Origin of the sequence: Gordonia sp. SGD-V-85, from assembly GCF_001456905.1 — a bacterium.
GTDB lineage: Bacteria > Actinomycetota > Actinomycetes > Mycobacteriales > Mycobacteriaceae > Gordonia > Gordonia hongkongensis.
This window is the reverse complement of the sequence record NZ_LNQO01000004.1, coordinates 1-25,855: the sequence shown is the minus strand read 5'-3', so window position 1 is coordinate 25,855 and position 25,855 is coordinate 1. Positions and strand designations below refer to the sequence as shown.

Here is a 25,855-nt window from a genome sequence, read left to right as displayed (position 1 = left end):
CGCAGGGCGGCGACTACTGGTCGGGCAGTCCGCCGAGCAGATCGTCGAGGTGCGCCGGCAGGTCCCGGACCCGCACCCCGGTGGCGTGGTAGATCGCGTTGACCACCGCGGCGGCACTGCCGACGATCCCGATCTCGCCCGCACCGCGCGAACCCATCGGGGTGGCGTGCTCGTCGCGGTCGTCGAGGCAGATCGCGTCGACGTCGGCGATGTCGGCGTGCACGGGGATGTGGTACTCGGCGAGATCCTGCGTGACCACGTGTCCGAACCGGTGATCGCGGACGCTCTCCTCATGCAACGCCATCGAGATACCGAAGGTCATGCCGCCGATGAGTTGCGAACGGACGGTGCGCGGGTTGATGGCGCGGCCGATGGAGAACACCCCGAGCATGCGCGGGATGCGGATCTCCCCGGTGTCGATGTCGACGCCGACCTCGACGAAGTGCGCGCCGAACGAGGCCACGGTGAACTTCTCGAGATCGGGGTTGTCCGCCGCCTCCGCGCTGAGTTCGGCGTCCGGAGGCGGATCGTCGCCGAAACGTGCACGGAACTGATGCGCGGCGGTGACGATGGCCGATCCCCAGGACGAGGTGCCCGACGAACCGCCGGCGACGGTCGCGCTGGGCAGCGCGCTGTCGCCGATCTCGATGTCGACGACGTCGGTGGGTACGTCGAGCGCGTCGGCGGCGATGATCTTCAGGGTCGTCCACGCACCGGTGCCGATGTCGGTGGCGGCGATCCGGACCGTGTACCGGCCGTCGCGATGGGTGATCGACGCCGCGTTGCCCGGCTGCACCATGTGGGGATAGGTCGACGACGCGACCCCCAGGCCGACCAGCTGCCGACCGTTTCGGCGGGCCGCCGGCTCCGCCACACGCCGCTCCCAGCCGAATCGTCGGGCTCCCTCGCGGAGACAGTCGAGCAGCCGCCGCGACGACCACGGGTTGCCCGTCTCGGGGTCCTCGGGCGGTTCGTTGCGCACACGCAACTCGATCGGATCGAGGTCGAGGGCATGGGCCAGTTCGTCCATGGCGACCTCGCCGGCGAACATCCCCGGAGCCTCGCCGGGCGCACGCATCCAGAACGGGACCGGGACATCGAGGGGGACGACGTGGTGATCGGTCCGCCGATGGTCGGCCGAGTACATCGATCGTGAGGTGACCGCGGCCTGCTCCGCGAACTCCCCGGCATGTGCGCTGTGGGTGAACGCCTCGTGCACCATCGCGGTGATGTGGCCGTTGCGATCGGCGGCCAGCCGCAGACGGGATCGGGTGGGCGCGCGGTGTCCGACGAAGACGAACATGTGCTGCCGGGTCACCGCGAACTTCACCGGACGACCGGGCAGGCGCATGGCCGCCATGGCCGCGAGCACGTCGTGCGAGTGCGGCGAGCCCTTCGACCCGAATCCACCGCCGACGTGCGGCGCGATCACCCTCATCTGCTCGGGTTCGAGACCCAGCACCGGCGCCAGCGAGGACACCACGCCCTGGGTCGACTGGGTCGAATCGTAGAGCGTGAGGACAGCGGCATCCGCATCCCAGGTGGCCACCACGGTGTGCGGCTCCATCGGGTTGTTGTGTTCCTCCGGGGTGGAGTACCACTGGTCGACCGTGACCGTGTCCCCGCCGGTGGTACTGGCCGCCTCGTCAAGGATTCGATCGGGGTGGCCGTCCTGTGAGGTGGGCTCGAACCCGCCGTTGACCTGTTCGGGCCGGTAGCTGTCGGGGTGATCGACGCGGAACTCGGTGTCGTGGGCGTCCTCGTCGTAGGTGACGGTCACCGCCGAGGCGGCTTCGCGTGCCGTCTCGGGACTCTCCGCGACGACGGCGCCGATCAGCTGCCCGCGGTAGGCGATTTCGGGCGACTGCAGGATCGTGAGGTCGCCGCTGGAGGTGTCGGCCAGTTCCGGTGCATTGTCCGGGGTGAGCACGAAGAGCACGCCGGGCGTCGATTCGGCTGCGGTCGTGTCGAATCCGGTGATGCGTCCGCGCGCGATGGTCGCGGTGATCGGCCACAGGTACGCGGCCTCGGTGAGGTGCTCGTAGGCATACGGCGCGGTGCCGCGCACCTTGTCGGCGCCGTCGATGCGGGCGTGGGAGGTACCAATCGCGGTCATCGAGTGCTCAGCTCCCGCAGGGTGGCGATCAGGGTGCGGCGTGCAAGGGGCACCTTGAACTCGTTGCCCTCGAGTGCACGGGCCTCGCCGAGTTCGGCATCGGCTGCCGCGGCGAACAATTCGGTCGACGGGCGCTGACCACGCAGCACCTCTTCGGCCCGCGCGGCCCGCCAGGGCTTGTGCGCGACACCGCCGAACGCGATCCGCGTCGCGCCGATGGCGTCACCGTCCATGCTCACCTCGGCCCCGACGGACACGAGCGCGAAGGCGTACGACGCACGGTCGCGCACCTTGCGGTAGGTCGACGACGAGTCGGGCAGGGGCGGTGGCACGTCGATGGCCACGATGACATCGTGCGGCTCGAGCACCGTGTCGCGCTCGGGATGCTCACCCGGGAGCCGGTAGAAGTCACCGATGTCCACCACGCGCTCGCCGTCGGGGCCTTGCACGACGATGCGCGCGTCGAGGGCGGTGAGGGCCACCGCCATGTCGGAGGGGTGGGTCGCGACGCAGGTCTCGGATGCTCCCAGGATGGCGTGATACCGCGTGTATCCGCCGACGGCCGAGCAGCCCGAGCCCGGTGTCCGCTTGTTGCACGGGGTCGTGACGTCCTGGAAGTAGACGCATCTGGTGCGCTGCAACAGGTTTCCCGCATTGGTCGCGAGGTTGCGCAACTGCGGCGAGGCGCCCGAGAGCAGGGCGCGGGCCAGGACGGGGTAGCGGCGCCGGACAAGGGGATGGGCGGCGGTGTCGGCGTTGCGGCCGGTGGCCCCGAGCCGGAGCGAGCCGTCCGGCCGTTCGGTGATGTCGTCGAGCGGCAGGCGGGAGATGTCGAGCAGCGCCGGCGGGTCGGCGACGCCCAGCTTCATGTGGTCGACCAGGTTGGTGCCGCCGGCGATCAGCTTCGCGCCGTCGTGATCCCGCAGGAAGTCCACGGCGGCGAGGACGTCGGTCGCACGCTCGTAGGTGAACGGGATCATCGATCGGCCGCCTGTCGGATCGCCGCGAGGATGTTCGGGTACGCCGCGCATCGGCAGAGGTTGCCGCTCATCCGTTCCCGGATCTCGTCGTCGGCCAGCGGACTCGCGTCGCCGCTCGACGACGGGTCGAGGTCCTCGGTGACGTGGCTGGGATACCCCTGTTTCGCCTCGTCGAGCATCCCGATGGCCGAGCACAACTGGCCGGGGGTGCAGTAGCCGCACTGGAAGGCGTCCTCGTCGATGAACGCCTGCTGCATGTCGTGTAGCTCGTCACCGTCGCCCAGGCCCTCGGCGGTGACGATGTCGCTGCCTTCGTAGGAGACGGCGAAGGACAGGCAACTGACGATGCGCCTGCCGTCGACCAGCACGGTGCACGAACCGCACTGGCCGTGATCGCATCCCTTCTTGGGCGAGAAGATGCCCAGCCGGTCACGCAGACCGTCGAGCAGTGTTGTTCGCGTGTCCACGACGACGTCGTGTTCGGCACCGTTCACGGTCAAGGAGACTTTGGCTTCCACGTCGCGAGGCATACCCGTCCGTAGAGGCGGTAAACACCCGCCGAGAACCGCGAAATGTCTGGAACAATCGGTCGAATGGCCCCCTCGAGACCCAGAGTTGTTGTGATCGGTGCCGGATTCGCGGGTATGCACTGCGCCCGCAGGCTCAAGAACGAGCCGGTCGACGTCACCATCGTCGACCGCGGGACCAGCCATCTGTTCCAGCCGCTGCTGTACCAGTGCGCCACCGGTCTGTTGTCCGAGGGCGCGATCTCCAGCCCGGTTCGGCATCTGACCCGTCGGCACAAGAACCTCGACGTCGTCCTCGGCGAGGCGTCGGCCATCGACGTCGAGGGTCACGAGCTGACGGTCGACCGCATCGACGGGTCGTCGTTCCGTCTCGGCTACGACTACCTCGTGGTCGGCGCCGGCATGCGCACCGCCTACCGCGGCAACGAGACGTTCGCGGAGTTCGCGCCCGGGATGAAGACGCTCGATGACGCGCTGTCGATCCGCCGCAAGATCATGGCCGCGTTCGAGATGGCCGAGACGATCACCGACCCGGAGGAGCAGCGGTCGTGGCTCACCTTCGCGGTGGCGGGCGGCGGCCCGACCGGCGTCGAGCTCGCCGGACAGATCCGGGAGGTCGCGACCCTGGCGCTCGAGCGCGAGTTCGACGCGATCGATCCGGCGCAGGCGCGGGTGCTGCTGCTCCACGGCGGCGACCGCGTGCTGCCGTCGTTCTCGACGCGGCTCTCGGCCAGCGCCCAGCGCACGCTCGACAACCTCGGCGTCGAGACCCACCTCGGCGTGCACGTCACCGGGGTCGGAGAGGACCACGTCGAGACGACCCGCAAGGCCGACGGGACCAAGAACGTCTACCCGGCGCGCACGACGCTGTGGACGACGGGCGTCGAGGCCGTCCCCTTCGCCACCACACTCGCCCGGTCGCTGGGTGTCGAACAGGACCACGGCGGGCGGATACCGGTCGAGGACGATCTCTCGGTCCCGGGCCATCCCGACATCTTCGTCTGCGGCGACATGAGTTCCTACCGAGACCTGCCCGGGGTCGCCGAGGTGGCGATGCAGGGCGGCCGGCACGCCGGGGCGGTGATCGCGGAAACCGTTGCAGGGCAACAGGAAAGAACCCCGTTCAGATACCGCGATCTGGGTACCGCGGCCTACATCGCCCGCCGCCACGCGATCGTCCAGTCCGGCCCGCTCCAGCTGTCGGGGTTCCTCGGCTGGGTGGCCTGGGGCGTCATCCACATCGCCTTCCTGGCGGGTGTCCGCAACCGGATGGGGACCGTCATGACGTGGGGCGCAACGCTGCTCACCGACACCCGGCGGGAGCGCGCCATCACCTACGGCAGCCCCGAGACGGCGAGGCAGCCCTACGGGCAGTGACCGGGTAGATTCGGCCCGCTCGCTTCGCTCCCGGCGCCGGGTCGATTCGGCCCGCTCGCTTCGCTCCCGGCGCCGGGACCCGAGTTCTCCCCGCTCGCTTGTCCGTGACCGCCTCGCCTGGTATCCAGAGTAGAACACGTTCTAATTCTGGTTGTTCTTCTGACGGGCGAGGAGTCCTCCATGCACACCCCGATCTGCGACGAGCTCGGTATCGAGTTCCCGATCTTCGCGTTCACCCACTGCCGGGACGTGGTGGTCGCGGTGAGCAAGGCGGGCGGTTTCGGAGTGCTCGGCGCGGTTGGCTTCACCCCCGAGGAGCTCGAGATTGAGCTCAACTGGATCGACGAGCACATCGGCGACCGTCCCTACGGCGTCGACATCGTCATCCCGAACACGTACGAGGGCATGGACTCGAACATGTCGGGCGAGGAACTCACCAAGATGTTGCAGTCGATGGTGCCGGCGGAGACCCTCGACTTCGGACGCAAGCTCCTGCGTGACCACGGCGTGCCGCTCAACGAGGACAGTGACAACTCCCTGCAGCTTCTCGGTTGGACCGAGGCCACTGCCACGCCGCAGGTCGAGATCGCGCTCCAGCACCCCAAGGTCACCCTGATCGCGAACGCCCTCGGGACGCCACCCGCCGACATGATCGAGAAGATCCAGTCCGCCGGCCGCAAGGTCGCCGCGCTGTGCGGATCGCCGAAGCAGGCCCGCAAGCACGCCGATGCGGGTGTCGACATCATCATCGCCCAAGGCGGCGAGGGCGGCGGTCACTGCGGCGAAGTCGGCTCCATCGTGCTCTGGCCGCAGGTCGTCAAAGAGGTTGCGCCGGTTCCGGTTCTGGCGGCCGGCGGTATCGGCAGCGGTGAGCAGATCGCGGCGGCGCTGGCCCTCGGGGCGCAGGGCGCGTGGACGGGATCGCAGTGGCTGATGGTCGAGGAGGCCGAGAACACCCCAGTCCAGCAGCAGACCTACATCGACGCCTCCAGCCGGGACACCGTACGGAGCCGATCGTTCACCGGCAAGCCGTGCCGCATGCTGCGCAACGACTGGACCGAGGCCTGGGAGGATCCGAAGAATCCCGATCCGCTGGGGATGCCGTTGCAGTACATGGTCTCCGGGATGGCGGTGGCCGCGACGCACAAGTACCCCGACGAGAGCATCGACGTCGCCTTCAACCCGGTCGGGCAGGTGGTCGGGCAGTTCCGCAAGGTCGAGAAGACCTCTGCGGTGATCGAGCAGTGGGTGACCGAGTACATCGACGCCACGAGCAGCCTGGACTCGTTCGCCAACGCGAACGCCTAGCCGGGGCTAATTCGCGCGGCCTCGTTTCCGTCCCGCTGATTGGATTCAATCAGCGGGACGGAAACGGCGACGCGGGAGCCGGGGAGTGGCCGGCGCCGTCCTCGGCGATCGTCGCGAGAGGGAGCGTCACCTGGACGGTGGTTCCCGACGGTTCGTTCGGCAGGTACCGGATCGTCCCGCCGTGGCGTTCGACGATGTGCTCGGAGATGATCAGCCCGATTCCCGAACCGTCCTGCTTGGACGAGAACGCCCCGGACGCGAGGCGGTCCGCCGGTACGCCGCCGGTCATGCCGCGTCCCTGATCGCGGATCCACACCGAGGCCAGTCCGTCGGCTTCACCGGTCTGGATCGTCAGTTCCTTCACCTCGGTTGTCGGACGGACGATCTCGTCGAGTGCATTGACGCACAGGTTGATGATGACCTGTCCGATGAGCACGTTCTCGCCCTGGATCGGCAGGTCGCGGTCGGGGATCTCGGCGTACACGCGCACGCCCTGCTCGGCCGCGCGTAGTCGCACGAAATACAGGCTCTCCTCGACGGTCTCGTTGAGATCCATGAGCGTCGAGGTGCTCTCGATGCGTCGTACGTAGCGGCGGACCGATGCCACGATGTCGGCGGCGCGGCGGAGTTGCTTCTCGATCTGGTCGATGCCGTAGGCGAGGCTGCGGGCGTCGACGGTCTCGGCGGAGACGCGGGCCTTGAGTCCGCTCAGGTAGTTCGTCGACGCCGCGAGCGGCTGCCCGAGCTCGTGGGCCAGGATCATCGCCATGTCACCCATCGCGTGGTAACGGCTCAGATATTGGAGGTTGGCCTCCTGGTAGGCGTTGCGGCGTTCCCATTCGACGCGGTCGGTCACGTCGCGCACGGTCAGGACCCGCGAGGAGATGCCGTCGTGGGCGACGATCTCGAGTTCGCCGGCCAGCCACACGGTGCTGCCGTCGTCCTTGATGATCTCCTGTTGGATCTCGACCGAGCCCGCTCCGTCCGTCAGCCGTTCGACGACGGGGTCACTGGTCAGCCGGGGCTCACACCGGCCGAGGTCTTCCAGATGGACGCCCGACAGCTCCGCGGGGGTGCGGCCGAACAGCTTGGCGGCCAGTGGGGAGATGTCGTCGATGCAGTTGTCGTCGTCGAGCACGACGATCCCGGCCGACGTGTGGGTCATGATGCGCTGCAACGACTCCGACACCCAGGTCAGTTCTTCCTGCAACTCGACCTCGTCGGAGATGTTGCGGAACTCGACCATCACGACCGGCCCGTCCTCGCAGCGCACCAGGGTCGCGCGGGCATCGGTGAGGAACTCGGTGCCGTCCTTGGCGCGGTACTTCCACTGTTTGCGGCTCGACCCGTGCACCACCGCGGACTGGAGCCATGCCACGCCGACCTCGCGGCGGTACTGACGCTCCTGGGCGCTCATGTGGTGTGCCTTGAGGGGCTTGAGTTCCTCCAGGGTGAACCCGAAGATCCGGCACGCGGCCGGGTTGGCCCACAGGATGTTCTTCGAACTCGCCTCGTGGATGAGGATGCCGGTGCCGGTGTGCAGGATCATCTGCTCGAAGTCCCGACGGGCGGGGAACATCGCCATCACCTCACCTTCGCCGAGTTCTCGTCTTCGCCCCCGCCACGATGCCATGCGGGTGAGGACACGCAAGTAAGGAATTGCTTACCCGCGGCGCGGGAAATCCCGATACCGCGTCGGGTCCCGCGTCCATAGTGTCGGACTCGAGATCGAGAGTCGATTCCGAACGGAGACAGTGATGACCGCGGAGAGCCTGACCGAACGGGTGTGTGCGGAACCGGCGGGGGCGGCGCGCGACGCCGCGTTCGACCACGCGCTCGACGTGCTCCGGGATCGTCGGGACGAGTTCAACTCGCAGCGCTACGTTCCCGCCGACTTCATCGCGTTGCTGAAGCGTGCCGGCATGTACCGGGCCTCGACGCCGGCGGCGTTCGGTGGCGAGCCGATGGCACCGTCGGATTTCATGTCGCTGGTCGAACGCATCTCCGCCGTCGACCCCGCCACCGGGTGGGTGTCCAGTTTCGGATCGTCGCTGGTCTACTTCGCCGCGCTGCCGGCCGAGACCCAGCAGAAGATCTACGCGCACGGTCCCGATGTCGCCTACGCGGGCGGGCTGTTCCCCATGCAGGAGGCACAGCGGGTCGACGGCGGCTACCTGTGCTCGGGGGTCTGGCAGTTCGCCAGCGGATGTCGCGGCGCCGACCTCCTCGGGATCGGTCTGGCCGGCGGACCCGAGACCGGCGGCAAACCGCTGACCGCGCTGGTCGATCCGGCCGAGGTCGAGATCGTCGACAACTGGGATGTCGCCGGGATGAAGGCGACCGGCTCCCATGCCATCCGCGCCGACCGCGTGTTCGTGCCCGAGGAGATGACCTTCGTGCGCGGCGGCGCTCCGCAGATCGACGAACCCCTGACCCGGTACCCCGCGCTGGCCTACGCCGCGCAGGTGCTGGCGGTGGTGACCCTAGGCGCGGCCCGGGGCGCCCTCGACTACGCGATCGAGGTCGGCGCGGCGCGGACCTCGATCACCGGAGGTGCCAGCAAGGGCAACCGGCCGGCGTACAAGAGCGGCCTGGCGGTCGCCGAGGCCGAATTGCGTTCGGCGCGAGCGTGCTTCTACGACAGCACCGACCGGGTGTGGGCCAAGGCCGTCGCGGGACAGCACATCTCGACCGACGATCAGGCCCTGTTGCGGTTGAGTGCCACCCACGCCGCGCACGTCGGGCGCAGCGTCGTGCTGCAGGTGTTCGACCTCGCCGGCACCGGGGCCATCTACGAGACCCATCCGCTGCAGCGGTTCCTGCAGGACGCGTTGGTGCCCGCGCAGCACGCGATGCTGCAGACCAACACCTACGAGGCCGCCGGTGCACTGCTTCTCGGCCTCGAGGCCGGAATCCCCAGCTTTCCCTGACCCACCCGTCATCCAGCCCAGACGTCACGACCGCGAGGAGACCATCACCCATGTTCGACGAACCGTTGCGCACGCTGTTCTGTGTCGGGAACAATCAGAACTTCTTCGACCTGCCCAAGGCCGACATCGGTCCGGTGTGGGAGGCCACGATGGAGTTCCTCACGAGTCTGAAGAACCTCGACGGTGTCGAGATCATCGGGACCTTCGACGACGACGCCCACATGGTCGGCCCGTCCGACGGCTGGCCGTGGACGTTCTACGTCCTCGCCGACGTGCGCGACCAGCCGACCGTCCGGGCGGCCTGCAACCTGTTGCGCACCATCATGGTCGGTGAACATGCGCTCTGGAAGTACTTCAAGGTCGAGGCGCGGATGGGACGAGCCCTCACCATCCGCGACGACGTCCCCTCATGAGCACCGCCTCCTGATCTCTCGCGCACCGACAGCCCCTCTCCGCGCCCCGGCGCGGTCGACACACGAAGGAACATCGATGACCACCATCGAGCGGCCGACCCGCGGCTTCGCGGACCTCGCCGAGAAGGACCGCGTCGCCGGTCAGCTGTACACCGATCCCGAGATCTTCGCCGAGGAGATGCGCAAGATCTTCTACCGCACCTGGGTGTGGGTCGCGCACGAGAGCGAGGTCCCCGAGGCGGGCTCGTTCAAGACCACCCAGGTCGGGGATCAACCGGTCATCGTGACACGGGATCGCAAGGGCAACTTCAACACCCTGCTCAACCGGTGCCGGCATCGCGGGGCGACGGTGTGCGACCAGCGCAGCGGCAAGGCCAACGGCTTCACCTGCCCGTACCACAACTGGTCGTACACCCTCGACGGTCGACTGCGCGGCATCCCGTACCCGGACGGTTACGAGGGCGTCGTCGAGAAGAACGACTTCCCCCTGCAGAAGCTGCGCACCGAGAGCTATCTCGGCATGATCTTCGCGACGTTCAACACCGAGATCGAACCGCTCGAAGACCACCTGGGTGATGCGAAGATCTGGATGGAGCGATTCCTGAAGCAGTCCAACGGATTCCCCACCAAGGTCCTCGGCAGTCACAAGTTCCGGTTCAAGGGCAACTGGAAGATCCAGCTCGAGAACACCACCGACGGTTACCACTTCCCGATGGTGCACAAGTCGTGGATGGCCTCTGTCGACGCCGAGACCGCGAACATGATGTCGTTCATGGACGATCCGGCCGCCGAGACGCACGCGCTCGGCAACGGTCACAGCGTCGCGATCATGGCGGCCGCGCACGCGGACCTCGACATCGACGACGGTTCCGAGGAGGTGCAGCCGCGGTTCCAGCATCTCGTCGACGAACTCGCCGAGGCGGGGGAGAGTCCCGAACGCATCCGTCGCTACATGCGCTCGATGCACGGCTGCGGGTTCAACCTCAACATGTTCCCGAACATCGCCATGTCGTCGTCGTTCTTCCGGGTCCTCATCCCGATCAGCGTGGACGTGACCGAGGTGTGGCACATGGCGATCGGCATGGACGGCGGGCCGGAGAGCATCAACCGCGAGCGCTTGCGGATCCACGAGCACTTCCAGGGCCCCTTCGGCTTCGGCAGCCCCGACGACGCCGAGGGATGGGATCGCGTCCAGATCGGCGCCGGTGGCAACCCGAACATGCCGATCCTGGTCAACCGCGGGGAGAACCGCGAGTACACGACCGAAGAGGGTTGGCCCACATCGCATGTCACCGACGAGACGGGGATGCGTGAGTCCTACGCCATGTGGAAGAAGATGATGAGCGATGACTGAATTGCACAGTTTCAACGACCCGCGCGTCCTGCGCGCGATCGCGCTCGTGTGGAAGGAAGCCGAACTCCTCGACGCCAAGGACTACCCGGCGTGGGAGGCCCTCTACACCGATGACGCGCACTACGTCATCCCGATCGATCCCGACACCGACGATTTCGACTCGTCGCTGAACATGGTGTACGACGACCAGCGGATGCGGCGCCTGCGCGTCGAACGGATGATGCAGGGTTACGCACCGTCGGCGGTCGCCGCTGCCCGCACGGTCCGGGTCATCTCGCGGTTCACCGTGTCGGACGTCAGCGACGACACCGTCATCCTGCGGTCCGCGCAGATCCTCAACGCGTTCAAGCGCGATGCCTTCTCGACGATCGGCGCCGAGCTCACCCACACCATCAGCCTCGGTTCCGACGGTAACGACCGGATCAGTCTGAAGGTGGCCCGTCTCATCGACAGCGAGGACGCGGTCAGCGCCTCCGGTTACCTGGTGTGAGGACGGACCTGGACATGAGTTCGACGAACAAGGGGATCGCGGTCGTCACCGGTGCCGCCGGCGGCATGGGTTCGCACATCGCCCGCCGGCTGCACCGGGACGGTCATCGCGTCCTGCTCACCGACATCGCCCTCGATCCGGCCCAGCGCATCGCCGAAGAACTCTCGCCCGACGGGTCGGCCGCACGGGCGGCCGTCCTCGACGTGGCGCACCGGCAGGGTTTCGTCGACGCGCTGGCGCATGTGCAATCCGTCTGGGGCACACCGACGATCGTCGTGAACAACGCGGCATTGACCCAGGCGGCCGATCTCATGACGCTCGACGAGCCGGACTTCACCCGCGTGCTGAACACGAACGTCAACAGCATCTTCTTCGGCTGCCAGGTCTTCGGGGCCGCGATGGCCGACGAGGGGTACGGCCGCATCGTCAACATGGCGTCGCTGGCCGGTCAGAACGGCGGCACCGCCACCGGCGCGCACTATGCCACGTCCAAGGGCGCGATCCTGACGGTCACCAAGATCTTCGCCAAAGAGCTTGCGGCCAAGGGTGTCACGGTCAACGCGATCGCGCCCGGGCCGCACGACCTGCCCGTCGTGAAGGCGACCGTGCCGCCGGAGAAACTCGACGCCGTGATCGCCGGCATCCCCGTCGGGAAGCTGGGCCGCCCCGAGTTCATCGGGGACATGGTCGGCCTGCTGACCGCCGAGAACGCCTTCTTCGTCACGGGTGCGTGCTGGGACGTCAACGGCGGGCTCTTCGTCCGCTGATCGCACCTCGAGAATTATTCGCCACCACCAGGAGCACCGCCATGGCCCTCACCGACGTCGTCGTCTCCGCGATCGTCCAGGAGACCCCGAGCATCAAGACCTTCTACCTGTCGAGGCCCGACGGCTCGACGATGGGGGAGTACACGCCCGGAGCGCACATCGATGTCGTCGGGCCGACCGCCATCACCCGCCAGTACTCGCTGTGCAGCCGGCCCGACGGGCGGGAGTCCTTCGCCGTGGCCGTCAAGCGCGAGGATCAGTCCCGAGGTGGTTCGGCCGCACTGCACGAACTGCGCGTCGGCGACCGGCTGCAGATCAGCGAGCCACGGAACCTGCTCGGGATCGATTCCACGGCAACGCATCACGTCCTGGTGGCGGCCGGCATCGGGATCACCCCGATGCTCAGCATGGCGCGCTACATGGACGTGCACGGGATCAGCTTCGAACTGCACTACTTCGCCCGGACGGTCGATGACGCGGCGTTCCTGCCGCTGCTGCGGGAGCGTTGCCCGGAGAAGCTGCACGCGCATGTCGGCGTCGGTCGTGAGGCCCACGGACCGATTCTGACCGCCGCGCTGGAATCGGCGCCGCAGGGCTCGCATGTCTATGTCTGCGGCCCGGACGGGTTCATGACCAAGGTCCGCGAACTGGCGGAACAGTACATCCCGGCCGACGCGGTCCACTTCGAGAACTTCCACGCCACCGATCAGCCGGATGCGTCGGAGAACACGTCCTTCGACGTCGAACTCGACGGCGAGACCTATCACGTCCCGGCCGACCGGAGCATCGTCGAGGTCCTCGAGGAGAACGGCTGCGACGTCGACACCTCGTGTCAGGAGGGCATCTGCGGTACCTGCATCATGCAGGTCCTCGCCGGTGAGCCCGAGCACCGCGACAACGTGCTGACCAAGGCCGAGCGAGAGTCCGGAGAGGTCATGGCGGTCTGCGTCTCGCGGACCACCGGCGAGAAGATCGTGCTCGACTATTACTGACCCCGATCAAGGGTTGGTCGGCACCTCGACGTCGAACCGCAGGATGTCCCGGACCAGCGTGCTGATGCTGTCGGCGTCGGTCTTGCTCTTGATCCGGGCACGGTGCACGTCCACCGTCTTGACGCTCATGTCGAGGCGGCGGGCGATGTTCTGGCTGGGTAGACCTTCGACGACCAGCGCGAGGATCTCGCGTTCCTGCGGGGTCAACAGCGCGACCTTCGATTCCACCCACCGCTTCTGCGCGTGGGTGCGGAAGCGTTCGACCGCCTTCTCCATCCCCGCCTGGACGGCGTCGAGCAGCCGCTGCGGGTCGTAGGGCTTCTCCAGGAAATCCATCGCGCCGGCCTGCAGGGTGGACACCGACATCCGGATGTCGCCGTGCGCGGAGACGAAGATGATGGCGACGTGCGGTGCTAACTCGTTGAGCTTCTCCTGCAGCCGCGGGCCGCTCATCGTCGGCATGCGGACGTCGAGCACGATGCACGCGGGGGTGTCCCCGGAGTACTGCGCGAGGAAGTCGTCGGCACTGTGGCAGATCCGCGGCGAGATCCCGATGCTGCCGAGCAGCCAGTCGACCGATTCGCAGAGTTCCGGGTCGTCGTCGACGACGTACACCGCCGCGGTCACATCCGATGCGGTCACGTCCACGCCGCGTCGGCCGTCCAGTAGTTCATCCCGACGGCACTCACCTGATGGCGCCACTCCGACGTCCGGTTGAGCCAGGGTTCCTCGCGCCGGACCGACTCGTCGGCCGCCTCCGGGCCGTCGGCCTCGACGGTCCAGTGCACCCAGTTGACCTCCCGGCCGTACTCGTCGTGCACGAACAGGTCGACATGGTGCCAGCCGTAGTTGAAGGTGTCCTCGTAACACGTGAGGAACATCCGGTGGTGCGTCTCGGGACGGGGTTTGACTGTCATGCAGATCTTCTCTCTCGCAACCGGATCAGACCGGGACGACCGGATGGGACCGGAGCTCGTTCTCGAGCACCGCGGCGACCTCGAACAGGGCCGACTCCCGCCCCGGCAAGCCGATCACCTGTAGTCCGAGGGGCATCCCGGAGTCCGTGGTCGCCCCCGGGACGACGACGACCGGGCAGCCGAGCAGCTGCCACGGTCGGCTCAGGACCGGCGACCCGGTCGCGTCGAGGCCGCTCGGTGCGGGGCCGGGTGCGGCGGGACCGACGATCACCGTGTGATCGCCGAGCGTCTCGGCCAGCAGATCCCGCGAGCGGTCGCGGCGGATGAGGGCGGCCGCGTGGTCCGCGGGCCGGACCGCGCGGCCGGCGTCGACGAGGTCGAGCAGCGCGGGGCTGAGCGCGGCCGCATGGTCCCGGACGACATCGTCCAGGGTCTCGGCCGCCTCATGGGACATGACGGTCACGTGGTCGTCGGCCAGGGTGCGGACATGATCGTCGAATTCGAGTGCGCGGGTCTCGACGTCGGCTCGCTCGAGCAGGTCCGGCAGCCGGTCGACCAGGTCTGCCATTGCCGGGTCGATCGGGTGCAGGTCGCTGCCGCCCCACACCACCACGGTCCGGACGGTGGAGCGACCGGGAACGATCGGCGAGCGGCCGGTGAAGGCGGTGTACACGTACTGCAGGTCGGCGATGTCGCGGGTGAGGATGCCCAGCGAGTCCAGCGACTCCGAGAGTCCGGTGACGCCGGACAGATCCGTCGAGCCGTGCGCGAGGACCATGCCCGCGGCGCCGCAGTAGGCGGCCGGCCGGGTCAACGAGCCGGCGGTCTGCGTACCCAGCGCCACCGGGATGACGCCAGCCCCGACGGCGGCGGCCGAACCGCTCGACGACCCGCCCGGCGTGTGCCCGGGGTGGTGCGGATTGCGCGTCGGCCCGGGCGAGAAGTAGCCGAACTCGGTCGTGACCGTCTTGCCCTGGATCACCGCGCCCAGATCGCGAAAACGACTGACACAGGGCGCATCCGACGCCGCCGGCGACGACGACGTGACGGGTGAACCGGCACGGGTCGGCAGACCCTCGACGTCGATGAGGTCCTTGACCCCGAGCGAGACGCCTCGCAGGGGCCGGCGACCCGGTATCCCATCCTGCCGTCGTGCCTCGTCGACGACGCCCGGGGACAGCTCGACCCACGCGCGCAGATCGGTGTCGGTGCCGACGATCTCCTCACGGACCTGTTCCGCGAGAATTTCCGCCGACACCACCTTCTCGTGGACCGCGGTCGCCTGCTCACTGATGGGCTGTTTCCAGTAGGCCGAGCTCACCGTTCCTCCTTCATGTGCTGGGACCAGTCTGCCCTGTCGCGCATCGCGGCGACAGTAAAGATTTCCCTCGTATCCCCGTAGGGACGGGTGGCCATAACGTCGTTGCCAGCCCCCGACAGCCCGGCGTCTTCGCACCCTGCCAGTCCAAGGAAACCCAATGAGCCTCAGAGAACCCGCGGTGACGACGCCGTCGTCGCCGACCGCCCCCGATCGACGAATCGACTTCGGCCGCATGTCGAGACGGGCCTGGATCGTCACCGGCATGCTCGTGCTGTTCCAGATCATCGCCTTCGCCGACAAGGCGGTGCTCGGCCTGGTCTCGGCCGACGCGATGCCCGAACTCGGCTTGACCGCAACCGAATTCGGATTCATCGGCAGTGCCTTCTTCTTCCTGTACGCGATCGTCTCGGTCGTCACCGGGTTCCTGGCGTCGAAGATCTCGGTGAAGTGGATCCTGTTCGCGATGGGCGTCACCTGGGCGGTGCTGCAATTCCCGATGCTGCTCGGCGGCGGCGCCGCCATCCTGCTGGTGACGCGGATCATCCTCGGCGGCGCCGAGGGACCCGCGACGGCCATGTCGCTCACCTCCGCGCACACCTGGTTCTCGCCCACCCGTCGTGCGCTGCCGTCGAACCTGATCGCCGCCGGCTCCACGCTGGGACCTGTCTTCGCGGCGCCGCTGCTGGCCTGGGTCATCGCCGTGTGGGGTTGGCGCTGGGCGTTCGGTGTTCTGGGAATCATCGGCCTGGTGTGGGTGATCGCCTGGTGGGCGATCGGCGCGGACGGTCCCTACCGTCCCAAGAAGGCCTCGTCGCCGGACGAGCCGGCACTCGACACCGACGAGACGGTTGACGATGCGAAGGAGGTCGCGACCTCCGCGGTCGACGAGCAGAAGCCGGTCAAGATCTGGCGTGCGCTGCTCAGCTTGGCGTTCATCTCCGCCGTGATCGGCGGGGCGTCGAACTTCTGGGTGCAGGGCTTCCTGACGACCTGGCTGCCCCAGTACCTGGGCACCGTGGTCGGGCTGTCGCTCGGTGAGGTCGGTGCGGTGACCACCGTGCCGTGGGTGGTCGGCGCGCTCGTCCTGCTCGGACTGGGTGCGCTCGGGCACCGGATGCTGCACCGGGGGAGTTCGGCACATCGGGCGATCGCCGTCCCGTTCGGCTGCGCCGCGGTCCTGGCCGGGTTGTGCTTCATCGCCATCCAGGCGTCGTCGGGGATCACGGCGGTCGCGCTGCTGTGCCTCGCCGGTGGATGCAGCCTGGCGTTCCCGATGACCGCCACCGCGATCGGTTATGCGGTCGGCGCTCGGCAGCGACCGATCCTCATGGCCACCCTCGGCGGCGTGGCGTCGTTCGGCGCGGTCATCTCGCCGATCCTGGTCGGCTGGCTCATGACCGACGCGGGGTATGTGTCGCCGCCGAAGGGTGAGAAGCCCAGCGCGGAGATGGCCGACAACATGGCGGCCGGCGTGCACCAGGCGTTCACGATCACCGGCATCGTCCTGCTGGTCGGCGGCGCACTGTGCATCGCCTTCCTCCGGCCGGAGCGACTCGGTGCCATTCTGCAGAAGCGTTACGTCCAGGAGCCGGTCGAGGCCCGGTCCGCCTGAGTGCCCGACCACCGCGACGATTCGATCCCAGGAGAAGACATGTCCGACAATGTGATCAGTGCCATCGACCCAGGCATCTTCCGAAATGTGATGGGGCACTATCCCACCGGCGTGGTCGTGGTGACGGGACGCGGTGACGACGGCTCCGTGCTGGCCATGGTCGTCGGGACTTTCAGCTCGGTGTCGATGGACCCGCCGTTGGTGTCCTTCATGCCGATGAAGACCTCGCGCACCTTCGAGAAGATGCGGGCCTGCGAGTCGTTGTGCATCAACATCCTCGGCGGTGAACAGGAGGACGTCGTCCTCACCATCGCGCAGCGTTGGGAGGACAAGCTCGCGGGCATCGACTGGTTCCCTTCGCCGTCGGGCGATCCGGTTCTCGCGGATTCGGTGGCCTGGATCGACACCCGCATCAGCAACGTCGTCGAAGCAGGCGATCACTGGATAACGCTCTGTGAGGTGCGGGATCTGGCCGTGACCAACCCGGTGTCGCCGCTGATCTTCTTCCAGGGTGGTTACGGCAGTTTCGTGTCGACGTCCCTGATGGCCCGGATGGACCACGAGATCCTGCCGACGATCCATGCCGCACACGCGGCGCGCCCGCAGGTGGAGGCATTGGCGACGTCCGTCGGCTGCGAGGTGTCGGTCCTCACCGCGGTCAGCCGCGACGAGATGGCCGTCGTGTTGTCGGCCACCGCGCCGGGCGTCGACCGTGACGAAGGCCTCGCGTACCGCATCCCGATGGTGCCGCCCATCGGGGACACGTACGTGTTCGACCAGGACGACGAGACCCGGGAGCGGTGGCTGGCGAAGCTCCGGCATGCCGACGATGATGTGCGACAGGTACATCGCGACCGTCTCGACTTCGTGCGGCGGCACGGTTACCTGGTGTCCTTTCTGCCCGATGCCTCATCGACTGCGTACGAGGAGATGCGAGAGGCGACGAAATCCTATGAGCGGGGCCGGTTGACGCCTTCGCAGGAACGCGAGATCTGCGAGTCCATCGGGAAGTCGGCCGTCGACTATCGCCTCCGCGAGGTGCGACCCGATCAGACCTATGACGTCGGTTCCGTCGTGCTGCCGATCCGGGACGCACGTGGCGGATACTCGATGACGCTCCGGTTGTCGCAGTTGCCGCTGGGCGTGAACGGCTCTGAGGTCGAGGCCTGGATCTCGGAGGCGCGTGCGGTGGTCGAGGTGCTTGGCCGATGAGCGACGACGATGCCAGGATCTCGGCGCTCGTCGCGCGGGTCGAGATTCTGGAGGCCGAAGCCGAGATCCGACGAATCCAGGCTCGATACATGTTCCTCTGTGACACCCCGTGTCCCGAACCCGGTCTCGCGGATGACGCCGAGCGCATCGAGCGCATCCTGGACCTCTACACCGACGACGCGGTGTGGGAGGGCGTCGGCGAGTACTACGACGGACAGTTCGGGCGTGCCGAGGGCAAGCCGGAGATCCGCGAACACTTCCAGCGCTTCTGGGATGAGAAGCGGGACCCGGCACTGGTGCTCAACGCGCACTACCTGACTTCGGAGCAGGTCCATGTCGACGGCGATGACGCCGAGGGACAGTGGATTCACATGCAGCCGTGGCTCTTCGGCGACGGCTCGGCCCTGTTGCGGTCGAGTCGGCTGAACAACGCCTTTCGCAAGCACGACGGCCGGTGGCGGATCACTCGTACCCGCACCGAGAACGTCTTCATCGCGCCGCTTCCCGACGGATTCGCCGAGAGCTACCCCTCGGCGTCGGCGTTGATGGGCTGAGGCGTTCGACGCCGGTGACGGGTCACGCGCCTGTGGTCAGTCGGATCATGTAGACCGTAGCCGCCACGCCGAGGAGCAGGAAGGCGCCCGGGAACGCGATGTTGTAGAAGACGCGGGCCCGCACATGGGCGATGACCGCGCCGACGAAGAACAGAGTGAGCCCGGTTCCGGCGGCGACGCCGATCCAGGGTTCGATCGTCAACCCGAGGACAAGCCCTGCTGCTCCGGCGGCCTTGAGTGTCGCGAGGTGGGGCAGGAACCGAGGTGGGACGTGGACCTCGGCCGAATTGGCCAGCACGAACTCGGCCCGGGCGAAGTCGGCGATGGCGATACCGCCATTGGCCACGATGCAGATGATCGTGGCGACGAACAGGGTGGTGGTCATCGCCGGGGGCCCTTCGCTGGTCGGGTTCCGCCGCGCGGTGGCCGGGTCGGTACGGTCGACATGTGTCCTCCTCTGAGGTGGGTTGTCGGATGGACGATGTGAGTGTGGTGCTCTCATCCGTACCGACGTCCTACCCCACGAGAAGGTGACATCCGGTGGTACCGACCTCAGAGTTCGAAGATCTACGACCGCAGCTGACCGCCATGGCGTTCCGGATGCTCGGCTCGATCCACGACGCCGAGGACGCCGTGCAGAGCACGTGGCTCAACTCGCTGCGTGTCGACGGCACCGAGATCCGCAACCCTGCCGCATGGTTGACGACAACACTCACCCGGGTGTGTCTCGATCAGTTGCGCGCCCGCGGCAGACGACAGGAAGATCCGCTGTTCGCCGACGCTCTCCCCGCGGAGGCTGTCGCGGCCGACGAGCTCTACCTGCAGCGCGAGAACGTGTCACGTGCGCTGATGGTGGTCCTCGATCGGTTGACGCCGTCGCAACGCGTGGCCTATGTGCTGCATGACCTCTTTGCGGTTCCGTTCGGTGAGGTCGCAACGATCCTCGACACCAGTGTGGACGGTGCGAAGAAGCATGCGAGCCGGGCACGCGGACGGATCGCGTCTTCGCGGTTGAACTCCGAGCTGGACCCTGAACTGCCGTCGGGTGATGCGTCCCTGGTCGTCGACGCCTTTCTGGCCGCGGCGCGCGGCGGCAGTCTTGATGCGATGGTCGCGCTGTTGGGCGAGGATTGCATCCGTGTCGCCGACCGGTCACTGGTACCGCCGGACACACCGACCGTGGTCCGGGGCGCCCGGGCGGTCGCGGAGGAGACCCGATTCTTCGCCGACCGTATCCGGGCAAGCACGCCGATGTGGCTGGGAGGTCGGATGGTTCATGTGATCGCACCGGGCGGTCACCCGCTCGCCGTCATCGACATCGCCGTGAAGGGTGGGCGAGTCGTGCGGATCGACATTCGTCGCATGACGTCACCCGCCGTGTCCAGGTAGTCCTGACCGGCGATGTGGCCTCTGCGGTGTTCAGAAGGGCGGCGGGTTGGCGTCGTTCCAGCGCTTCTCGGCGCGTTGGTGGCGTCGGAAGTCGTTGTCGCGCTGCGTGTCGAGTCTGTCGCGGGCGGGATGATCGGGTGACCGTCTGGGGAAGAGCTTGTTGAACAGGTCGCGTCCGCTGAAGGCGTTGCCGACGAACATGTGCCCGGTGGGGGTGGTGAACCAGGCGGTGCGGGACTCGTCTTGGTGGTCCTGCCAGCTGGTGAAGGTCTTGATGCGGTGATGGAACCGGCACAGCGGTTTGAGGTTGCGCGCATCGGTCGGGCCACCGCGACGCGGGTCGGTGTGGTCGAAGGGTTCGGTGTGGTCGAGATCGATCTGCCAGACCGGGGCGTTGCAGCCGGGGAAGGTGCAGCACAGTTCGCCGGCGCGCACCAGCGCCTGGAGCTTCTTCGAGGGGGTGTATCGCGTTGTCGAACTGTCCGCGTCGGGAGCCGGTGAACCGTCGGGTGCGTCGGGTGCGGGATGGATGTAGGTGCGGCGGGCTTCGGCGAGGAGTGTTCGGGCGGTGTCGGCGTCGATGATGCCGTGGCGGTCGAGGAAAGCGGGGTCGTTGTCGAGACCGAACAGGGTCGACAGGTTCACCACGATGTGAAAGGTCGCGCGCGGCGCCGGCGATGACGACGGCGACGCGTCCGGACCCGGAGGGTCGGCGACAACCGTGTCGCTGTCCGGGGTGTCGGTGTCATCGTTCCCGGAGTGGCGCGCGGGTGCCTCAGTCGTGTGGTCGGCGGTGTCCACTGTCGCTGCGTCGACGTCGCCGGTGGTGTTGGCTTCAATGTCCATTGCGGCAGGTCGGCAGTCGTCGCATTCGCACGCGATAGAAGCTTCGCCCCGCGCGAGCGCTTTCAGAGCATCGACTCGGCGGTTGGCCAACTTTCGAGGGTCACCGGCGTGGACCGCGGTGGCCATCGCCGTCAGGCGGGCGTCGAACTCGGCGGCATCAGCAGTGGGCAGCGTGCCGGAGATCCGGGACTGCCCGGGTGTGAAGCGGTCGGGGGTGACGGTCACCTTGCGGTCGGCTTTGACTCGTTCCTTGCGTCGGCGGATCGCGTCGGGTGCCCACTTGGCGACGATGGAATCGACCATGGCGGTGAACCGGGCCGTGGACATCGGTGGGCGGGCGAAGATCGCTTCGGCGAGATGGGCGTCGACGGTCTGCATCTCTTCGTCGTCGGTGATGAGGTCGGTGCGTTTGAGGGCGATGAGGAAGCGGCGCTTGTCGATTCGACCGCACGCGAGTGCGTGTCCGGTGAAGGAGAGTCGGTAGCGCAGTGCGTCGCCGGCTTCGATGAGATCTTTCGCCTCGGCCGGCGTCACGGTGAGGGTGGCACCGACTTCGGCGATGGCCTGTTCGAGACCGTTGGGCCCGAACTGCTCGTAGGGATTCTCACCAGCGGCCACCCGCGCGGACAGGTGCTCGAAGGCTTCGATGGAGTCGAGTTCGCCGCTGTGCGTCTCGGCGCGCCGCTGCGCGTAGTCCATCTCGCGTTCGTCGTGAATGAGGCTGGCAACGACCATCATTCGATGCGCCGACGCTGCCGCCAAACCCGCGCAGTGGTTGAGGACCTCGACGAGTTCGGCAGCGGAGAGTTCATGGTCGGGACGAAAGCGCGGCTCGACCGACTCCTGTGATGGGTCCACAGATGTAGTGGACCCGGCCCCCGCCCCCGATGACATACCTCCACGATACTCGAATATATGTTCGAGTCAAGGGTGTATTTGTTTCTCCTTCGAATATCCGATGATGCAACCACGACGCACCGACAGGTCATCCTCAGATCGAGGTCAGCGATGTCCGCGTGGCAGGCCGATGCGGATCAGGCGTGGGTCCTGCGTGATCTCGCGTACCTCGAATGTCGGGTCCATCTCCTCCGCCACCCGATCGACGATCAGAGAACCGTTGCTGTCGAACCCGATTCGGTGGTGAGTCAACCTGGTCGTGAACTTCCAGACGGCCATCGCTTCGACCTCAGTGGTGACCGAGTCTTCGCATCGGACACAGTCGAGTGCTGCGTCACTGTCCGGATCGTCGGCGTGTTCGTCGCATGGCTCCCAGTCCGAGGTGACGAGGTATCCGGGGTCCCACAGGGAGCCCTCCGTCGGCGGCCATTCCACCGAGTACCACTCGCCGGCAGCGATTCCGTACGTTCCGATGGCCTCGTCGAGCACGGCCTTGCGGTCGGCTTCGGTCCATTCGATCCGGGGTGGAATCGCCACGTCCTCGATGGGGTCGATTCCGGCGTAGTCGGCGGGATCGCCGAGCAGTTCGGTATCGGTGGCCTCGTGCTGCGTTGCCCGACCGACGGATTCATGTGTGTCGAGCACTGCGGCCTCGGCTGTCGCAGCGTCGATATCCGCTGCCAGGTAGGCGGCGGAGTTCATCCGCTCATGAACCGCTCTCGCCGGGATCCGCGAGACGAGTTCGTCGACCACCGCTTGCTCGGCGTCGTAGAGCGCTCCGGATGCCAAGCGGAGTGCCGTCTTCCCAACCGGCACAGAGATTCCCGATGTCCGGCAGTCCCACAACTCGGCGGCGATCCGATCGCGCCGGTCGACCAACTCCCACGCGAGAGCTCTGGCTTCATCTGAGGGTGTCGAGTGAGGGATCAGCGACTGCGCCTGCGACTCTGCGATGATCCGAGTGAACCGATCGGGGCCCTCACAGGACGAATCGATCCACTGGTCAGTCGTCTTCATCGTGCCCATCGCGGTCATCTCCTCCGGGGTGTCCCGTCCGGGTCGTCATTACTACGCCGAGAACCTACTCGGTGCCGGTGACATCAACCGTGGAGTGAGCTGTGGCAGTTGGACGACGATCTCTGACAGATGTCGGTGCTGCGTCGCATTCTGTTGACGGAAGCCGACGCGTCGAGTCGGCCGAACCGAGCGGAGGCGACATGACCAACTCGAAAGCCCGCGCACATTCAGATGATTCGGTCGAGGCCGCCACCTTCGCGGGTATCGTTCGCAAGATCGGTGAGATGCGCCGAGCCGACACCGCCGCCGATCGCCTGCGATCCGACTCCAGGAGCGCACTGACGGGCGTGGATTCCGAGGGGCCCGCGGAGGCCGAGCGAGGCGTCGCCTGATGGCGCCCGAACCCGTCCGACTCCCCGCCGCGATGGCGTCCCCGGTAGTCGACTGCACTGTGAACGCCGGCTGGTATCCGCTCTTGGTTCGCCTCCATCGCCGGCTCTCAGCCGTCACCGACGACTTCACCTACGCGCAGATCAAGGAGAAGTTCGGGGTTGTGCGCTGCTACCTCAATTACGGAGACTCGGTCGACGATTTCACGTGGAGCCTTTGCGAGCTCCTGGTCGACGCGACAACCGACGAGTCGAGCACCGTATGCGAATTCTGCGGCGACCGAGGAGAAATCCGGTACGACCTTTCCTGGATCAAGACGACCTGCGGAGATTGCTGACCGTAACGTTCGGCGGTGAGCAAGACCTGGGTCATCTGAAGCGGCGCGCAGATCGCCGAATGGACGAAGATCGCCCCGGGTACGACGAATGGTCGTGTGCTGACTCCGCGTCTCAGCCGATCCCGCGCGACAGCATTTGCCCGACAACCAGACCGAGTGCACCCTCGGCAAACCTCGAGACCGGCCCGACGGCGGTGTCCAGCGCCTCGTCGTAGCCGTCGCGTGCCTCGCCCCACAGGCGGCCCGACGAGCCGTTCGGCGTGACCCCGATCAGGGCGATGAGCTCACCGGTGGTGGGGATGCAGATCGCCCAGACGAATCGTGTCTCCGACTCCCAGTCACGCTGCGCCGCAGCGACGTACGCGGCGGGGTCGTCGACCTCGAGATGAGACAACGCCGGGACGTCGGTGATCCGCTCGTCCGCACGAAGCGCACGCAGATACCACGTCCCGGCGTTGATCTCGACTGGTTGCACAACGTCCCTTCGATGCGGTTGCGCCCACTGTTCCCTGAGGTGCGAGCGAAGCGAGCCACGAAGGGCTGGCGAGATCGTCTCGCCAGGCCTTCGTGGCTCGTCGCTGATATGTAGTGCTGCTCTGTCAAGTCCCATGGCGAAATTGCCTCCTTCTCAGGGGCTGTTGTGGGGTTGGCCACCCGCCGCGGTGTGTGGTGGTCGTTACTCGCGACGGTGTTGTCGGACTGATATACGCGGGTTGGTTACCGCTCAACGGTGTTCGACAGGAGATGAAAACGCTGGCCGACGGGTCTATGTAAACGTGCGTACCGTGCACCCAAAAGTGCTGGCGCACATAGCGACGCCGTGGATTCGTTCCCTGTTCACCACAGCGGGAGTCCCGCGACGGGTGGCCAAGATTGTGTGTCAGTGCTGGTTAGTCGTCGAGCACCGCCAGCGACCAGCACCAGCCGGCGAGCTCACGAGCGATCGCGGTGTTGGCCACGCAGGGATGTTTGCTGCGGCGGTCGAATTGTTGCCAGCGCTTGTGTAGCCGACGATTGCCGGCATGGCCACGGGCGCGGGCAGCCGGTGAGGCCGCCTCCCACCGGCGGCGCATGGTCTGTCCGGGTGTGGCGTAGGGGCGTCGGTGTTGCCAGGCCGCCTCGACCAGTAGCCGCCGCACGTGGGCGTTACCGGCCTTGGTGATCGATCCCTGACTGCGGGTCCCGCCGGTCGAGTATTCCGAGGGCACCAATCCTGCGTAGGAGCCGATCGTGGCGCCGCTAAACCGTGACCAGTCGCCGATCTCGACCGCCAGAGCGAACGCGGTCAGCGTCGACACACCCCGCAAACACGACAGCCGGGTGACCACCGCCTGCCACGGATCGGTGGCCGCGGTCTGTTCGATCAGCTCATCGAGGCGGTCACGGCGGGCGGTCACGCTCAACACCGCGTCCAGGTCGTTGTCGAAGGCGGCTTGCAGCAGCGGCAGCTCGAAACGTTGACGCTGCAGCCACCGCTGATGAACACCGGTCCAGGGTTTCCCGCCGGAGTAGACGATCCCCTGTCGCAGAAGCAGTTTGGACAATCGATGCCGAGCGCGCATCAGGTCGCTGCGGGCGTCCTCGCGGGCGCGGACCAGATCCCGTGCGGCTTCGGTGCCCACCTCAGGAACACTGACCGCCACCACTTCGCCCAGGCGCAGCAACTTCGCCAAGTGTGCAGCGTCTCGGGCATCGGTCTTGACGCGGTCCCCGGCTGGCCGCTGCAGCTTCGAGGGCGCGGCAACCACACACCCCATCCCGGCCGCCGTGATCGCCCGCGCCAATCCGAAGCCGGTCGGACCGGCCTCATAGGCCACCCGCACCGGCGGGGCCAGGCCTTGTAGCCAGCTGACGATGGTCGCCGCATCGGGGACCAAGGTCTGCCGAATCACCTGCCCGGTGTCTTCATCGATGGCATGAGCGACCACCGAGCGTGCGTGAACATCCAATCCGACACTTGTACCCTGAACAATCACCGGAGGCCTCCTGATCTGCAATGTGGTGCTACCGCAGAGTGTGAACTCAGCAGCAGCAACCCACGATGTGTTTGCAGCTTGAGGCCTTCGGCCCCAAGGCCCTCATACCGTCTATCGCTCCTCGCACCTCAGG

The 25,855-nt window shown here is 67.1% G+C and carries 26 protein-coding genes; 14 read left to right on the top strand and 12 right to left on the bottom strand.

Annotated features, from left to right (window positions below; genetic code table 11):
* Nucleotides 1-13: 13 nt before the first annotated feature.
* Genes AS181_RS05610 through AS181_RS05600 form a run of 3 tightly spaced genes read right to left on the bottom strand, consistent with a single transcriptional unit; the run spans nt 14 to nt 3,614 of the window.
* On the bottom strand, nt 14-2,116 hold the full coding sequence (locus AS181_RS05610) for a xanthine dehydrogenase family protein molybdopterin-binding subunit (protein WP_058250625.1): 2,103 nt from the start codon (nt 2,114-2,116) through the stop codon (nt 14-16).
* Nucleotides 2,113-3,096 carry an FAD binding domain-containing protein gene (locus AS181_RS05605; protein WP_058250624.1) on the bottom strand — a complete coding sequence of 328 codons (984 nt, stop codon included), beginning with the start codon at nt 3,094-3,096 and terminating at the stop codon, nt 2,113-2,115. Before AS181_RS05605 ends, AS181_RS05610 begins: the two co-directional genes overlap by 4 nt.
* On the bottom strand, nt 3,093-3,614 hold the full coding sequence (locus tag AS181_RS05600) for a 2Fe-2S iron-sulfur cluster-binding protein (protein WP_055475121.1): 522 nt from the start codon (nt 3,612-3,614) through the stop codon (nt 3,093-3,095). The genes AS181_RS05605 and AS181_RS05600 overlap by 4 nt, the downstream gene beginning before the upstream one ends.
* 75 nt (nt 3,615-3,689) lie before the next feature.
* Here AS181_RS05600 and AS181_RS05595 point away from each other — a divergent pair, with 75 nt between their 5' ends.
* Complete coding sequence (locus tag AS181_RS05595; protein WP_058250623.1) at nt 3,690-5,000, top strand: NAD(P)/FAD-dependent oxidoreductase; 1,311 nt, start codon at nt 3,690-3,692, stop codon at nt 4,998-5,000.
* Nucleotides 5,001-5,180: 180 nt separating this feature from the next.
* Entirely contained in the window at nt 5,181-6,308 is a 1,128-nt protein-coding gene (locus AS181_RS05590; RefSeq protein WP_058250622.1) for a nitronate monooxygenase, read from the top strand.
* 49 nt (nt 6,309-6,357) lie between these two features.
* On the opposite strand, the gene AS181_RS05585 is transcribed toward AS181_RS05590, so the two are convergent.
* The gene (locus AS181_RS05585; RefSeq protein ID WP_091344278.1) at nt 6,358-7,887 is read right to left on the bottom strand and encodes a PAS domain S-box protein; all 1,530 of its coding nucleotides are present in this window, start codon (nt 7,885-7,887) and stop codon (nt 6,358-6,360) included.
* Nucleotides 7,888-8,065: 178 nt separating this feature from the next.
* On the opposite strand from AS181_RS05585, the gene AS181_RS05580 reads away from it, so the two are divergent.
* The 6 genes from AS181_RS05580 (at nt 8,066) to AS181_RS05555 (ending at nt 13,254) form a co-directional block, all read left to right on the top strand.
* The gene (locus tag AS181_RS05580; protein ID WP_058250621.1) at nt 8,066-9,238 is read left to right on the top strand and encodes an acyl-CoA dehydrogenase family protein; all 1,173 of its coding nucleotides are present in this window, start codon (nt 8,066-8,068) and stop codon (nt 9,236-9,238) included.
* A 50-nt stretch (nt 9,239-9,288) separates the two neighbouring features.
* Entirely contained in the window at nt 9,289-9,651 is a 363-nt protein-coding gene (locus AS181_RS05575; RefSeq protein ID WP_058250620.1) for a hypothetical protein, read from the top strand.
* A 76-nt stretch (nt 9,652-9,727) separates the two neighbouring features.
* Entirely contained in the window at nt 9,728-11,005 is a 1,278-nt protein-coding gene (locus tag AS181_RS05570; protein WP_055475082.1) for an aromatic ring-hydroxylating oxygenase subunit alpha, read from the top strand.
* A complete protein-coding gene (locus tag AS181_RS05565; protein WP_055475081.1) occupies nt 10,998-11,495 on the top strand; it encodes an aromatic-ring-hydroxylating dioxygenase subunit beta in 498 nt (165 codons plus the stop codon). The genes AS181_RS05570 and AS181_RS05565 overlap by 8 nt, the downstream gene beginning before the upstream one ends.
* Before the next feature lie 14 nt (nt 11,496-11,509).
* Nucleotides 11,510-12,262 carry an SDR family NAD(P)-dependent oxidoreductase gene (locus AS181_RS05560; RefSeq protein WP_058250619.1) on the top strand — a complete coding sequence of 251 codons (753 nt, stop codon included), beginning with the start codon at nt 11,510-11,512 and terminating at the stop codon, nt 12,260-12,262.
* Nucleotides 12,263-12,303: 41 nt separating this feature from the next.
* Nucleotides 12,304-13,254: a PDR/VanB family oxidoreductase gene (locus tag AS181_RS05555; protein WP_058250618.1), complete on the top strand. Its 951-nt coding sequence runs from the start codon at nt 12,304-12,306 to the stop codon at nt 13,252-13,254.
* Nucleotides 13,255-13,260: 6 nt separating this feature from the next.
* Here AS181_RS05555 and AS181_RS05550 read toward each other — a convergent pair whose 3' ends face one another.
* The 3 genes from AS181_RS05550 to AS181_RS05540 are packed head-to-tail and all read right to left on the bottom strand — an operon-like array spanning nt 13,261 to nt 15,492.
* On the bottom strand, nt 13,261-13,896 hold the full coding sequence (locus AS181_RS05550; protein ID WP_374193855.1) for a response regulator transcription factor: 636 nt from the start codon (nt 13,894-13,896) through the stop codon (nt 13,261-13,263).
* Nucleotides 13,893-14,171 (bottom strand): hypothetical protein, encoded by a 279-nt coding sequence (locus tag AS181_RS05545; RefSeq protein ID WP_058250617.1) that lies wholly within the window; start codon nt 14,169-14,171, stop codon nt 13,893-13,895. Before AS181_RS05545 ends, AS181_RS05550 begins: the two co-directional genes overlap by 4 nt.
* A 25-nt stretch (nt 14,172-14,196) precedes the next feature.
* On the bottom strand, nt 14,197-15,492 hold the full coding sequence (locus tag AS181_RS05540) for an amidase (RefSeq protein WP_058250616.1): 1,296 nt from the start codon (nt 15,490-15,492) through the stop codon (nt 14,197-14,199).
* A 157-nt stretch (nt 15,493-15,649) separates the two neighbouring features.
* Here AS181_RS05540 and AS181_RS05535 point away from each other — a divergent pair, with 157 nt between their 5' ends.
* From AS181_RS05535 to AS181_RS05525, 3 genes are read left to right on the top strand one after another with little or no spacing between them, the layout of a single operon-like run.
* Nucleotides 15,650-17,104, top strand: a complete 1,455-nt coding sequence (locus AS181_RS05535) for an MFS transporter (protein WP_058250615.1) — start codon at nt 15,650-15,652, stop codon at nt 17,102-17,104.
* Nucleotides 17,105-17,143: 39 nt separating this feature from the next.
* On the top strand, nt 17,144-18,316 hold the full coding sequence (locus AS181_RS05530) for a flavin reductase family protein (RefSeq protein WP_058250865.1): 1,173 nt from the start codon (nt 17,144-17,146) through the stop codon (nt 18,314-18,316).
* Entirely contained in the window at nt 18,313-18,870 is a 558-nt protein-coding gene (locus AS181_RS05525; protein WP_058250614.1) for a nuclear transport factor 2 family protein, read from the top strand. Before AS181_RS05530 ends, AS181_RS05525 begins: the two co-directional genes overlap by 4 nt.
* A 22-nt stretch (nt 18,871-18,892) precedes the next feature.
* Here the strand turns inward: AS181_RS05525 and AS181_RS05520 are convergent, their stop codons facing one another.
* Entirely contained in the window at nt 18,893-19,255 is a 363-nt protein-coding gene (locus AS181_RS05520; RefSeq protein ID WP_058250613.1) for a DoxX family protein, read from the bottom strand.
* 155 nt (nt 19,256-19,410) lie between these two features.
* Between AS181_RS05520 and AS181_RS05515 the strand changes: the two genes are divergently transcribed.
* On the top strand, nt 19,411-20,259 hold the full coding sequence (locus AS181_RS05515; RefSeq protein WP_058250612.1) for a sigma-70 family RNA polymerase sigma factor: 849 nt from the start codon (nt 19,411-19,413) through the stop codon (nt 20,257-20,259).
* Nucleotides 20,260-20,289: 30 nt separating this feature from the next.
* Here the strand turns inward: AS181_RS05515 and AS181_RS05510 are convergent, their stop codons facing one another.
* Together AS181_RS05510 and AS181_RS05505 are read right to left on the bottom strand one after the other, a co-directional pair.
* Entirely contained in the window at nt 20,290-21,999 is a 1,710-nt protein-coding gene (locus AS181_RS05510; protein WP_058250611.1) for an HNH endonuclease signature motif containing protein, read from the bottom strand.
* Between the two features lie 108 nt (nt 22,000-22,107).
* Nucleotides 22,108-22,791: a hypothetical protein gene (locus AS181_RS05505; protein WP_139114192.1), complete on the bottom strand. Its 684-nt coding sequence runs from the start codon at nt 22,789-22,791 to the stop codon at nt 22,108-22,110.
* A gap of 428 nt (nt 22,792-23,219) precedes the next feature.
* Here AS181_RS05505 and AS181_RS05500 point away from each other — a divergent pair, with 428 nt between their 5' ends.
* Entirely contained in the window at nt 23,220-23,411 is a 192-nt protein-coding gene (locus tag AS181_RS05500) for a hypothetical protein (RefSeq protein ID WP_058250609.1), read from the top strand.
* A complete protein-coding gene (locus tag AS181_RS05495; RefSeq protein ID WP_058250608.1) occupies nt 23,411-23,746 on the top strand; it encodes a hypothetical protein in 336 nt (111 codons plus the stop codon). The genes AS181_RS05500 and AS181_RS05495 overlap by 1 nt, the downstream gene beginning before the upstream one ends.
* A 112-nt stretch (nt 23,747-23,858) precedes the next feature.
* On the opposite strand, the gene AS181_RS05490 is transcribed toward AS181_RS05495, so the two are convergent.
* Both AS181_RS05490 and AS181_RS05485 read right to left on the bottom strand, forming a co-directional pair.
* Entirely contained in the window at nt 23,859-24,221 is a 363-nt protein-coding gene (locus tag AS181_RS05490) for a GNAT family N-acetyltransferase (protein WP_055475055.1), read from the bottom strand.
* A gap of 415 nt (nt 24,222-24,636) precedes the next feature.
* On the bottom strand, nt 24,637-25,722 hold the full coding sequence (locus AS181_RS05485) for an IS110 family transposase (protein ID WP_091344265.1): 1,086 nt from the start codon (nt 25,720-25,722) through the stop codon (nt 24,637-24,639).
* Between the last annotated feature and the right edge of the window lie 133 nt (nt 25,723-25,855).

Excerpts from the sequence above, each read along its gene's own strand:
- AS181_RS05610 (WP_058250625.1), bottom strand. The coding sequence starts at position 2,116 with ATGACCGCGATTGGTACCTCCCACGCCCGCATCGACGGCGCCGACAAG.
- AS181_RS05605 (WP_058250624.1), bottom strand. The coding sequence starts at position 3,096 with ATGATCCCGTTCACCTACGAGCGTGCGACCGACGTCCTCGCCGCCGTG.
- AS181_RS05595 (WP_058250623.1), top strand. The coding sequence starts at position 3,690 with ATGGCCCCCTCGAGACCCAGAGTTGTTGTGATCGGTGCCGGATTCGCG.
- AS181_RS05590 (WP_058250622.1), top strand. The coding sequence starts at position 5,181 with ATGCACACCCCGATCTGCGACGAGCTCGGTATCGAGTTCCCGATCTTC.
- AS181_RS05585 (WP_091344278.1), bottom strand. The coding sequence starts at position 7,887 with ATGTTCCCCGCCCGTCGGGACTTCGAGCAGATGATCCTGCACACCGGC.
- AS181_RS05580 (WP_058250621.1), top strand. The coding sequence starts at position 8,066 with ATGACCGCGGAGAGCCTGACCGAACGGGTGTGTGCGGAACCGGCGGGG.
- AS181_RS05575 (WP_058250620.1), top strand. The coding sequence starts at position 9,289 with ATGTTCGACGAACCGTTGCGCACGCTGTTCTGTGTCGGGAACAATCAG.
- AS181_RS05570 (WP_055475082.1), top strand. The coding sequence starts at position 9,728 with ATGACCACCATCGAGCGGCCGACCCGCGGCTTCGCGGACCTCGCCGAG.
- AS181_RS05565 (WP_055475081.1), top strand. The coding sequence starts at position 10,998 with ATGACTGAATTGCACAGTTTCAACGACCCGCGCGTCCTGCGCGCGATC.
- AS181_RS05560 (WP_058250619.1), top strand. The coding sequence starts at position 11,510 with ATGAGTTCGACGAACAAGGGGATCGCGGTCGTCACCGGTGCCGCCGGC.
- AS181_RS05555 (WP_058250618.1), top strand. The coding sequence starts at position 12,304 with ATGGCCCTCACCGACGTCGTCGTCTCCGCGATCGTCCAGGAGACCCCG.
- AS181_RS05545 (WP_058250617.1), bottom strand. The coding sequence starts at position 14,171 with ATGACAGTCAAACCCCGTCCCGAGACGCACCACCGGATGTTCCTCACG.
- AS181_RS05535 (WP_058250615.1), top strand. The coding sequence starts at position 15,650 with ATGAGCCTCAGAGAACCCGCGGTGACGACGCCGTCGTCGCCGACCGCC.
- AS181_RS05530 (WP_058250865.1), top strand. The coding sequence starts at position 17,144 with ATGTCCGACAATGTGATCAGTGCCATCGACCCAGGCATCTTCCGAAAT.
- AS181_RS05525 (WP_058250614.1), top strand. The coding sequence starts at position 18,313 with ATGAGCGACGACGATGCCAGGATCTCGGCGCTCGTCGCGCGGGTCGAG.
- AS181_RS05520 (WP_058250613.1), bottom strand. The coding sequence starts at position 19,255 with ATGACCACCACCCTGTTCGTCGCCACGATCATCTGCATCGTGGCCAAT.
- AS181_RS05510 (WP_058250611.1), bottom strand. The coding sequence starts at position 21,999 with ATGTCATCGGGGGCGGGGGCCGGGTCCACTACATCTGTGGACCCATCA.
- AS181_RS05500 (WP_058250609.1), top strand. The coding sequence starts at position 23,220 with ATGACCAACTCGAAAGCCCGCGCACATTCAGATGATTCGGTCGAGGCC.
- AS181_RS05495 (WP_058250608.1), top strand. The coding sequence starts at position 23,411 with ATGGCGCCCGAACCCGTCCGACTCCCCGCCGCGATGGCGTCCCCGGTA.